Origin of the sequence: Bradyrhizobium genomosp. III (assembly GCF_000261705.1) — a bacterium.
Taxonomy (GTDB): Bacteria; Pseudomonadota; Alphaproteobacteria; order Rhizobiales; family Xanthobacteraceae; genus Bradyrhizobium; species Bradyrhizobium ottawaense.
Map to the genome: position 1 here is coordinate 1 of NZ_AJQF01000011.1, position 10,603 is coordinate 10,603.

Below are 10,603 nucleotides of genomic sequence, written 5' to 3' on the forward strand. Positions count from 1 at the left end.
CTTTGGGGTGGATCGGCACGATCCTGACCGTGTGGTGCGCGCTGTTCTTCCGCGACCCCGTCCGTGTGACGCCGGTGCGCGAGGGGCTTGTGGTGTCGCCGGCTGACGGCCGCGTCTCGATGATCACCATGGCGCTGCCGCCGGCCGAGCTCGGGCTCGGCGACCGGCCGCTGCCGCGCATCTCGGTGTTCATGAGCGTGTTCAACTGCCACGTGAACCGCGCTCCCGTGGCGGGCAGGGTGGACCGCATCGCCTACCGGCCCGGCCTTTTCATCAATGCCGAGCTCGACAAGGCCAGCGAGGACAATGAGCGCAACTCGCTGGTCATCTCGACGGCGACGGCGCGGATCGGCGTGGTGCAGATCGCAGGGCTCGTCGCCAAGCGCATCGTCTGCTTCGTCAGGGAGGGCCAGGCGATCGGCGCCGGCGAGCGCTTCGGCCTGATCCGCTTCGGCTCCCGGCTCGATGTCTATCTGCCTGTGGGGATCAAGGCGCTGGTCTCGGAAGGGCAGACCGCGATCGCCGGCGAGACGATTCTGGCCGATCTTTCCGGAGACGACCCCAGTCGCGCCTTCCGCGCCAATTAACCAATAAGTCGGTCTGTGGGGGCCTTCCGCCGCAATGGCGGAGCGAGACGCGGCTTGCTATATCTCGCCTTGAGGTGAGGACCCGCGATGACGCCCTATGACTTCAAAGACCCTGACGTACGCCGCCGGCGGTTCCGCCCGATTCCGGTGCGGATGCTGGTGCCCAACGTCATCACGCTGCTGGCGATCTGCGCCGGTCTGACCTCGATCCGCCTGTCGATCGAAGGGCGGATGTCGCTCGCCGTCTACGCCATCGTGTTCGCGGCCGCCCTCGACGGCATCGACGGCCGCATCGCGCGCATGATCAAGGGGCAGTCCAAGTTCGGCGCCGAGCTCGACAGCCTCGCCGATTTCGTCAATTTCGGCGTCGCGCCGGGCCTGATGCTGTATTTCTGGCAGCTGCACGAGCTCGGCAATGCCGGCTGGATCGCCGCCATGGTGTTCGCGATCTCCGGCGGCCTGCGCCTGGCGCGCTTTAATGCCACCATGGACGACCCGAACAAGCCGGCCTTCGCTGCCAATTTCTTCACGGGCGTGCCGGCGCCGGCCGGCGCGATCACCGTGCTGCTGCCGATCTATGTTGCGTTCCTCGATCTCGGCCGCTGGCCCGCCGCGATGACGGCGGCCTATACGCTGCTGATCGCCTTCCTGATGGTGTCGCGCCTGCCGGTGTTCTCCGGCAAGACCAAGCGCATGCGCGTGCCGCCGGAGCTGGTGCTGCCGGCGTTCGTCGCGGTGATCGTCTTCATCGCGCTGCTGATCGCCTATCCCTGGCACGTACTCTCGTCCGGCACCGTCCTGTACCTGCTCTGCCTGCCGCTCGGCTACAAATCCTATCGCGACCAGGCCCGCGCGATGGAAGCCTCCGCGCCGTCGGGAGGCGAGGTCACCTCACCGCCGTCGGCGCCGACGCTGGCGAATTTGTCGGAGCCGCCCAACGACGACGACGACCGGCCCGGACGGCTGCACTGAGCGGCCACACGCGGATATCTGCCATGAGGCTCCCCGAGTTGGGCTGAGACCTGATCTCGGCTATATCGCCCTGTGCCGGCGGCATCGCGCCAACAGCGACCGCCAATCTGGGAGAGAACGCCGTGACTGATAAAGCGACCGGGCCGCTGCCCGCTTCCGTCCTCGAAGCGCTGGGCCGCTACGACACGCCGACGATCTGCAATGCCATGGAGATTGTGGCGCCCGAGCGCCGGCTGATCGGCTACACCACCAAGCAACTGGTCTGCCCGTTTCCCGACCTGCCGCCGATCGTCGGCTATGCCCGTACAGTCGCGATCCGCTCGGTGCTGAAATCCTCGCTTCCGGCCGAAGAGCAGTCCAGGCGCCGCATCGAGTATTACGAATATGTCGGCACCGGCCATGGTCCGCGCATCTCGGTGATCCAGGACATCGATGGTCCCGACCTCGGCTACGGCGCGTTCTGGGGTGAGGTGCAGAGCAACGTGCACAAGGCGCTCGGCTGCCTCGGCGTCATCACCGACGGCTCGATCCGCGACATCCCGCAATGGGCGCCGGGCTTCCAGGCGCTGGCCGGCTCGATCGGTCCGTCGCATGCCTGGGTGCATGCGGAGAGCTTTGGCGGCGAGGTTCGCGTTGCAGGCATGACCGTGAAGTCTGACGATCTGATCCACGCCGACCAGCATGGCGCCATCGTGATCCCGCTCGACATCGCGGCAAAGCTGCCGGAGGCCGCCGAGCTCTGCGGCCGCCGCGAGACGCCGATTCTGGAGATCGCCCGCAGCCCCGACTTTTCGCTCGAGAAGCTGAAGGCCGCGCTGAAGCGCTCGGCGGAGATCCACTGAGGGGTGATGAGGCGGCCTAAGGCCGCGACACCGGTCGCGGGTCACCCTGTTCCGTCAGAAACAGGGCGGCCTGATCCGGCTCGCCGAACATCGCGGCGGCGCACCCGATCAGGGTGAAGCCGCCTGCAAGGTCCCACAGCGTGATGTCCTCCGCATTGTCCGGAAGGTGAATCAAGCGCGCTGCGATCACCGCGAAGGCGGCCTCGGCAAAGAGCACGAGGCTGAAGGCCGGCAGAACGAGTTCCGGCTCGAGCAGGTGGAGCGCCAACACCGCAGGCAGCGCGGTGAGAAGGCTGAACAGCGTCAACATTGCAAAACGGCTCCCGCGATGGAGCATGCCGCAGGGCCCTAGAATAGCAGTCATCCCTCGTTCCGCCCCCGTGGCGCAGGGCCGCAGCCGGAGGACGCACGATGAAGATGAATGGCAAGACGATCCTGGTAACCGGCTCGACCGACGGCGTCGGCCGCTACGTCGCGCGACGGCTGGCGGAAGACGGTGCAAGGGTCCTGATCCATGGCCGCGACGCCACGCGCGCGAAGGTGTTGAGCGACGAGATCGCGAAAGCCGGCAATGCCGCGCCGACCTTCTACCAGGCCGATCTGTCGTCGATGTCGGGTACGCGTGCGCTCGCCGAAGCGGTCATCCGCGATCATCAACGTCTCGACGTCCTCGTCAGCAATGCCGGCATCGGTTCGCAAAACGATGGGCCGCAGCGACAAGTCAGCGCCGACGGTCACGAGCTGCGCTTTGCCGTGAACTACCTCTCCGGTTTCCTGCTGGCCCATCTGTTGTTGCCGCTGCTCAAGGCGGCGGCGCCGTCGCGGATCGTCAACGTCGCTTCCCTCGGCCAGCACCCGATCGACTTCGACGACGTCATGATCACGAAAGGCTACAGCGGTTCGCGTGCCTATGCACAGAGCAAGCTCTCCCAGATCATGTTCACCATCGATCTCGCGGACGAACTGAAGGGCGCGGGCATCACCGTGAACGCGCTGCATCCGGCGACCTATATGAACACCACGATGGTGCGCGCCGGCGGCGTCACGCCGATCTCGACGGTGGAGCAGGGTGGGGCGGCGATCCTGCGCCTCGTCGAGGGCGACGATGTCGCAGGCAAGAGCGGGCTGTTCTTCAACGGCATGAACGAGGCGCGTGCCAATCCGCAGGCCTACGATGCAGCTGCCCGCAAGCGCCTGCGCGAACTGAGCCTGAAGCTGACGGGCCTGGCACGCTAGCGCGCCGCAATCATGGTTAGCAAAGCGTTGAAATTCGTGTCGGCAGTCGGCAAAGCCGGCCTCATCCCGATGCGTTGCCCCGGTCTGGCGCGCCGGCTCAACTTAACCTTTACGCGGCTTTAAGGGCGGCACTCTAGGGTTTCCGATGCGGTTCGGGGTTGGGCCGCGCCAGCGGCCAGGACGGCCGTTGTTGCGTACGCGTTGGAGTATCCCATGGATATCATGACGAGCGTCGGGCTCATTGCGGGCATCATCGTGATCACGATGATGATCTTCATGGGCGGCGACCTTCACATGTTCATCTCCGAACATGCCATGATCATCATCTTCGGCGGCTCGATCTCCGCCACCATGATCCGCTTTCCGCTCTCGGCACTCCTGCACGGCCTTCCGCTCGGCGCCAAGTTCGCCTTCACCATGAGCCGCCTGTCGGCGCACGACCTCGTCGACGAACTCGCCCGCATCGCCGAGATCGCCCGCAAGCAGGGCCCGGTGGGTCTGGAAAAGGTCGAGACCGACGAGCCCTTCCTCGCCAAGGGCATCCGCTACGTCGCCGACGGCTATGACCTCGACTTCATCCGCGACAATCTCGAGCGCGACCGCGACAACTTCCTCATGCACCTCGACGAGGGCAGCAAGATTTATCGCGCCATCGGCGACTGCGCTCCGGCCTTCGGCATGATCGGCACCCTGATCGGCATGGTGCAGATGTTCGCCAACATGACCGACCCTTCCAAGCTCGGCCCGTTCATGGCGACCGCGCTGCTCGCCACGCTCTACGGCGCGCTGGTCGCGAACCTGTTCTGTCTGCCGATCGCCGACAAGCTGCACGGCAAGCTGCTGGACGAGGAGACCAACCGCACGCTGATCATCGACGGCATCCTGATGATCCGCGACTCCAAGAGCCCGACCCTGGTGCGCGAAATGCTGCTGGCCTACCTGCCGGAGAAGCATCGCCACGCCGAGGGCGAGCCGGTGCCGGCGTAAGCCCGCCCGCCGGGATTTTGAGACATGGCCAAGAAGAAACGCGGCGATGCCCATGGAGGCGGTCACGGCTGGTTCGTGACCTTCGCCGACCTCATGGGCCTGATGATGAGCTTCTTCGTGATGCTCGTGGCGTTCTCGACGCAGGACGCCAACAAGCTGAAGATCGTCGCGGGATCGATGCGCGACGCCTTCGGCGTGCAGAGCGAGGCGCGCTATGCCGGCATCGTCGAGTCCGACGGTTTGCCGACCCGCCCGCGGCTGAAGAACGTCGACCATATCCAGCCCGAGGATGCCTCCAACACGCCGACCCCGGACCAGGAAGATCGCGACAAGACGTCGGGCGCGAAGATCAAGGTCGACCGCAATTTCGCGCTCGCCGCAGCCTCGCTGCGCCAGGCGTTGCAGGACATGCCGGAGCTGACCGAGATGTCCAAGCACATCATGTTCGAGGAGACCAAGCAGGGTCTCAATCTGGAGATCGTCGACCAGGACGGCCGCTCGATGTTCGCCGACGGCTCCAAGGTGCCCTATGACCGCACCCGCCGCCTCGTCGAGAAGCTCGCGATCCCGCTCAAGGCCACGCCGCTCCGCGTCTCCATCGCCGGCCACACAGCGGCCGGCTTCGTGCCGACCCGCAGCGACTACGGCGCCTTCGATCTGTCGGCCGACCGCGCCAATGCCGTTCGCCAGATCCTCGAACGCGAGGGCCTGCCGCCGTCGCACATCTTCGCCGTCTCCGGCAAGGCAGATACCCAGCCGTTGTTTCCGGACGATCCCTCGCTCGCGGCCAACCGGCGGGTGACCATCACCCTGATGCGCGAAGATCCGCCGCTGCCGCCGAATCTGAAGCCGTGAGCATCACCCGGGCACGGTGAGCACCTTTTTCCGACGAGATCCTGCCCGGAAAATAGGCCCCCTTGCGCTACCATTCTACCTGAGGCATGTCGTCGCGCTGGCAATGAGCGTGGCTGCAGCGTCACAGCATCCGGCTCTGCGCCTGCTATGGTGGTGCGCCGATTGACAGGCGCACTGGAAGCGTCAAAAGGCGCCGGATCAATTCCAGGGAAGAAGCGTTTTCCATCTTCATGACGGCGAGCATCACACAGACCGAGACCCAGGACGGGCCGGTCACCTCGGGCTTTTGGTCCCTTACGCTCGGGAGCATCGGCGTCGTGTTCGGCGATATCGGCACCTCGCCGCTCTACGCGTTCCACGAGGCGGTCAGGGGCGCCGCCCATGGCGAGCCGGTCTCGCGCGTCATGGTTCTCGGCGTGCTCTCGCTGATCCTGTGGGCGCTGCTGATCGTCGTCACCGCCAAATACGTGCTGCTGCTGCTGCGCGCCGACAACAACGGGGAGGGCGGCACGCTTTCGCTGATGGCGCTCGGGCAGCGCGCGCTCGGGCGACGGAGCTGGTTCCTGCTCGCCCTCGGCGTGGTCGGCGCTTCCATGTTCATCGGCGATTCCATGATCACGCCGGCGATCTCGGTGCTATCGGCGGTCGAAGGCCTGAAGCTCGCAACCCCCGCGCTCGAGCATTACGTGGTGCCGCTCACCGTCCTCATCCTGGTGCTGCTGTTCGCGGTCCAGAGCAAGGGGACGGCGCTGGTGGCCTCGGCTTTCGGGCCGGTGATGGTGATCTGGTTCGCCGTCATCGCCGTGATGGGAGCGGTCCACATCGCCGACGATCCCTCGGTGCTGGCGGCGATCAATCCCTATTACGCCGTGCAGTTCGTGCTGTCGCACGGCACGATTGGCCTCGTCACCCTTGGCGCCGTGTTCCTGGCGGTGACCGGGGGCGAGGCGCTCTATGCGGATCTCGGCCATTTCGGGCGCAAGCCGATCCAGTCGGCCTGGATGTTCTTTGTGCTGCCCGCGCTCTTGATCAACTATTTCGGGCAGGGCGCGCTGGTGCTGTCTGATCCCAGCGCGATCGAGCACTCGTTCTATCGCATGGTGCCCGAGAGCCTGGTGTTGCCGCTGGTCGGGCTTGCGACCGCCGCGACCGTGATCGCGAGCCAGGCGGTGATCACCGGCGCCTATTCGCTGGTCTATCAGGCGGTACAGCTCGGCCTCTTGCCGCGCTTCGAGGTCCGCTACACCTCCGAGACTCACGCCGGCCAGATCTACCTGCCGCGGGTGAATCGGCTGCTGCTGATCGGCGTGATGCTGCTGGTGCTATTGTTCCACACCCCCAGCAATCTGGCGTCGGCTTACGGCATCGCGGTCTCCACCACCATGGTCGCCGACGGCATCATGGGCTTCATCGTGATCTGGAAATTGTGGAACTGGCGCGCTGCCACGGCTGCGGCCGTGATCATGCCCTTCGTCATCGTCGATCTGAGCTTCTTCAGCGCCAATCTCTTGAAGCTGCTTGAGGGCGCCTGGGTACCGCTGCTGTTCGGCGTGGCCATGGCGGGAACGATCTGGACCTGGCGGAAGGGCTCCGGGATCCTGATCCAGAAGACGCGCCGGATCGAGGTGCCGCTGGACGATCTGATCCGCAGCCTGGAGAAGCGGCCCCCGCACATCGTCAAGGGCACCGCGGTGTTCCTGACCAGCGATCCCTCATTCGTGCCGACCGCGCTGCTGCACAATCTCAAGCACAACAAGGTGCTGCACGAGCACAACGTGATCTTGACCATCGAGACCGCGCATACGCCGCGGGTCGATCTGTCCGAGCGATTCCGGATGGAGAAGATCAGCGAGAAGTTCTCGAAGGTCCGGCTGCGCTTCGGCTACATGGAGCAGCCGAACGTGCCCAAGGCACTTGCGATCGCGCGCAAGCAGGGCTGGCAGTTCGACATCATGTCGACGTCGTTCTTCGTGTCCCGGAGGTCGCTGAAGGCGTCAGCGCAGTCGGGTATGCCGCTGTGGCAGGACCATTTGTTCATTGCGCTCAGCCGGTCCGCCAACGACGCCACGGATTACTTCCAGATCCCCACGGGACGGGTGGTTGAAGTCGGAACCCAAGTCACCATCTAGAACGCAACTGCCTTAGTCATGCAAATTTGCATGTCTAAGCCCCGGAATCGGGCTAGGCTATGCCGGTAGCGCAGGACTATAAGCCGCGCGCTCTTCCGCCATTGTGCAGTGAAGCATTTTAGAGGCCACTGGGCTCTCCCATGACAAGCGACATAGTGATTTCCGCCCCGGAAACGGCGGCGGCCAATGGGCATGGCGAGGCCCATACCACCGCCCGTTTCGGCGCGCTGACCCTCGGCAGCATCGGCGTCGTCTACGGCGATATCGGCACCAGCCCGCTCTACGCGTTCCGCGAGGCGGTGATGGCGGCATCGGGCGCGGACGGGCTGCCGACGCCGGCGGCGGTGCTCGGCGTGGTCTCGCTGATCCTGTGGGCACTGATCGTCGTGGTGACGCTCAAATACGTCGTGATCCTGCTCCGCGCCGACAACAACGGCGAGGGCGGCACGCTGGCGCTGATGGCGCTGGCCCAGCGCGCGGTCGGCACCGGCGGGGCGACCGTCGTCCTGCTTGGCATCATTTCCGGCGCGCTGTTCTATGGCGATGCCGTGATCACGCCTGCGCTGTCGGTGCTGTCCGCGATCGAAGGCATGAAGGACGTCACGCTGCGGTTCGGGCCCTATATCGTGCCGCTAACCGTGGTCATCCTGGTCTGCCTGTTCGCCGTGCAGTCGCGCGGAACCGCCCGCGTCGCCGCCTTCTTCGGCCCGATCATGTGCGTCTGGTTTGCGGTCCTTGCCGCGGCGGCGATCCATCCGATCATCCAACAGCCGCAAGTGCTGTATGCGCTGAACCCGCTCTATGCGGTCTCTTTCATGTTCCACCACGGCATCATCGGCTTCGTGACGCTGGGCGCGGTGTTCCTCGCGGTCACCGGGGCTGAGGCGCTCTATGCCGATCTCGGCCATTTCGGCAAGCGACCGATCCAGACCGCGTGGCTGTTCATCGTGCTGCCGTCGCTCGCGCTGAACTATCTCGGGCAGGGCGCCCTCGTGCTCGGCGATCCCGGCGCCATCGTCAGCCCGTTCTTCCAGCTCTTCCCGCAGGGCTTCTTCCGCGGCTGCATGGTCGTGCTCGCCACCATGGCGACCGTCATCGCCAGCCAGGCGGTCATCACAGGCGCATATTCCTTGACGCGCCAGGCGATCCAGCTCGGCCTGTTGCCGCGCTTCGAAATTCGCCATACGTCGGAAGCCCATTCCGGCCAGATCTTCATCCCGCGCATCAACCAGCTGCTGCTGGTCGCGGTGGTGCTGCTGGTGCTCCTGTTTCGCTCGTCCAGCGCGCTCGCCTCGGCCTACGGCATCTCGGTCACCGGGACCATGGTGGTCACGGCGATGATGGGCTTCGTCGTGATCTGGAAGGTCTGGCGCTGGTCGCCGCTCGCGGCCGGAGCGCTGATTGCGCCGTTCCTGTTTCTCGACCTCACGTTCCTGGCCGCCAACCTGCTCAAGGTGTTCGAAGGCGGCTGGGTGCCGCTGGCGCTCGGCGCGCTCATGATCATCCTGATGTACACGTGGCGGCGCGGCAGCCGCCTCTTGTTCGAGAAGTCGCGCAAGCTCGAGTTCCCGCTCGCCGATCTCGTGGCGATGCTGGAGAAGCGGCCGCCGCAGCGGGTGCCCGGCACCGCGGTGTTCCTGACCTCCGACCCGCTCAGCGCGCCGACCGCGCTGATGCATAGTCTGAAGCACTACAAAGTGCTCCACGAGAAGAATGTCATTCTCACCATCGAGACGGCGCAGACCCCACGGATCGATCCGGCCGAGCGCGTGAAACTGGAGCAGATCTCACCGACCTTCTCCAAGGTGACGCTGAAGTTCGGCTTCATGGAATCGCCCAACGTGCCGAAAGCCCTGGCGATCGCCCGCAAGCTCGGCTGGCAGTTCGACATCATGTCGACCTCGTTCTTCCTGTCGCGCAGAGCGCTCAAGCCCGCCGTCCATTCCGGCATGCCGCGCTGGCAGGACCGGCTGTTCATCTCGCTCAGCCGCTCGGCCAACGACGCCACCGACTATTTCCAGATCCCCTCTGGCCGCGTGGTCGAGGTCGGAACGCAGGTGACGATTTAGGCGGCCGGCCAACGCCCCACTTCAAGTCGCTGCGATTTAGCTTTAACTTGCGCCGCGCGGCTCAAGCCTTTGTAGCGCTTGATTTTCGTGAGCCGAGAGGCGAGGTTGCCGCCGGCCGGGATAGGTCCGGCTGGCACGCGCGACGTTGGAGGATGATGTGGCAAACCAGGTGCAGGATCTGACCCCGGACGAGGTCTCCAAGGGTGTCGCGGAGGGCCGCTATCTCCTCGTCGACGTGCGCGAGCCGAACGAGGTCGAAGCCGAGGCCTATCCCTACGGCGTCGTGGTGCCGCTCTCGACCTTCGATCCCAAGGCGATCCCCGATCCCCAGGGCAAGGACGTCGTGTTTGCCTGCCGCTCGGGCAAACGCTCGGTGACGGCCTCGCTCGCGGCTCAGGCGGCGGGCCTGCCTTACGACAAGCATCTGGCCGGCGGCATGCTGGGCTGGAAGGCGGCGGGGCTTCCCAGCAAGGTCGGTGGCTAGCCCCGCGATGACGTCCAAGAGCTCTTCGCTGAACAAGGTCTTCGCCGACCTTCCCGTCACCATCTTCGAGGCGATGTCGCAGGCCGCGCGCGACAATGCCGCCATCAATCTCGGCCAGGGCTTTCCCGACGATCCGGGGCCGGAGGACATCCGCCGCGCCGCGGCCGAGGCCTCGCTGAACGGCTACAACCAGTATCCCTCGATGATGGGCCTGCCGGAGCTGCGCCAGGCGATCGCGACCCATTACGGCCATTGGCACGGGCTCAAGCTCGATCCGATGAGCGAGGTGATGGTCACCTCCGGCGGCACCGAGGCACTGACCTCGGCGATCCTCGCGGTGGTGCAGCCCGGCGACGAGGTGGTGTGCTTCCAGCCGGTCTATGATTCCTATTTGCCGATCATCCGCCAGGCCGGCGGCATCCCGCGCCTCGTGCGGCTGGAG

11 protein-coding genes are annotated in these 10,603 nt (G+C 65.5%); 10 read left to right on the forward strand and 1 reads right to left on the reverse strand.

Annotation, left to right across the window (positions count from 1 at the left end):
* From IC66_RS0100630 to IC66_RS0100640, 3 genes are all read left to right on the forward strand, one after another.
* The coding region (locus IC66_RS0100630; RefSeq protein WP_049806425.1) for a phosphatidylserine decarboxylase at positions 1 to 587 on the forward strand (587 nt) is incomplete at its 5' end.
* A gap of 87 nt (positions 588 to 674) precedes the next feature.
* A complete protein-coding gene (locus IC66_RS0100635; protein WP_038946300.1) occupies positions 675 to 1,559 on the forward strand; it encodes a CDP-alcohol phosphatidyltransferase family protein in 885 nt (294 codons plus the stop codon).
* Between the two features lie 122 nt (positions 1,560 to 1,681).
* The gene (locus IC66_RS0100640) at positions 1,682 to 2,401 is read left to right on the forward strand and encodes an RraA family protein (protein ID WP_038946302.1); all 720 of its coding nucleotides are present in this window, start codon (positions 1,682 to 1,684) and stop codon (positions 2,399 to 2,401) included.
* Positions 2,402 to 2,417: 16 nt separating this feature from the next.
* On the opposite strand, the gene IC66_RS0100645 is transcribed toward IC66_RS0100640, so the two are convergent.
* Positions 2,418 to 2,711, reverse strand: coding sequence for a hypothetical protein (locus IC66_RS0100645; RefSeq protein WP_028145263.1), 294 nt, complete (start codon positions 2,709 to 2,711; stop codon positions 2,418 to 2,420).
* Positions 2,712 to 2,812: 101 nt separating this feature from the next.
* Here IC66_RS0100645 and IC66_RS0100650 point away from each other — a divergent pair, with 101 nt between their 5' ends.
* From IC66_RS0100650 to IC66_RS0100680, 7 genes are all read left to right on the forward strand, one after another.
* Positions 2,813 to 3,637, forward strand: a complete 825-nt coding sequence (locus IC66_RS0100650) for an SDR family NAD(P)-dependent oxidoreductase (protein ID WP_038946303.1) — start codon at positions 2,813 to 2,815, stop codon at positions 3,635 to 3,637.
* Positions 3,638 to 3,850: 213 nt separating this feature from the next.
* Positions 3,851 to 4,624: a motility protein A gene (locus tag IC66_RS0100655; protein ID WP_018320941.1), complete on the forward strand. Its 774-nt coding sequence runs from the start codon at positions 3,851 to 3,853 to the stop codon at positions 4,622 to 4,624.
* Between the two features lie 24 nt (positions 4,625 to 4,648).
* Positions 4,649 to 5,479, forward strand: coding sequence for an OmpA/MotB family protein (locus IC66_RS0100660; protein ID WP_028145261.1), 831 nt, complete (start codon positions 4,649 to 4,651; stop codon positions 5,477 to 5,479).
* Between the two features lie 230 nt (positions 5,480 to 5,709).
* On the forward strand, positions 5,710 to 7,608 hold the full coding sequence (locus IC66_RS0100665) for a potassium transporter Kup (protein WP_038946304.1): 1,899 nt from the start codon (positions 5,710 to 5,712) through the stop codon (positions 7,606 to 7,608).
* A 140-nt stretch (positions 7,609 to 7,748) separates the two neighbouring features.
* Positions 7,749 to 9,677 (forward strand): potassium transporter Kup, encoded by a 1,929-nt coding sequence (locus IC66_RS0100670; protein WP_038946305.1) that lies wholly within the window; start codon positions 7,749 to 7,751, stop codon positions 9,675 to 9,677.
* Positions 9,678 to 9,834: 157 nt separating this feature from the next.
* Complete coding sequence (locus tag IC66_RS0100675; RefSeq protein ID WP_026202463.1) at positions 9,835 to 10,161, forward strand: rhodanese-like domain-containing protein; 327 nt, start codon at positions 9,835 to 9,837, stop codon at positions 10,159 to 10,161.
* 7 nt (positions 10,162 to 10,168) lie between these two features.
* On the forward strand, positions 10,169 to 10,603 hold a 435-nt coding region (locus IC66_RS0100680), incomplete at its 3' end, for an aminotransferase class I/II-fold pyridoxal phosphate-dependent enzyme (RefSeq protein WP_038946306.1).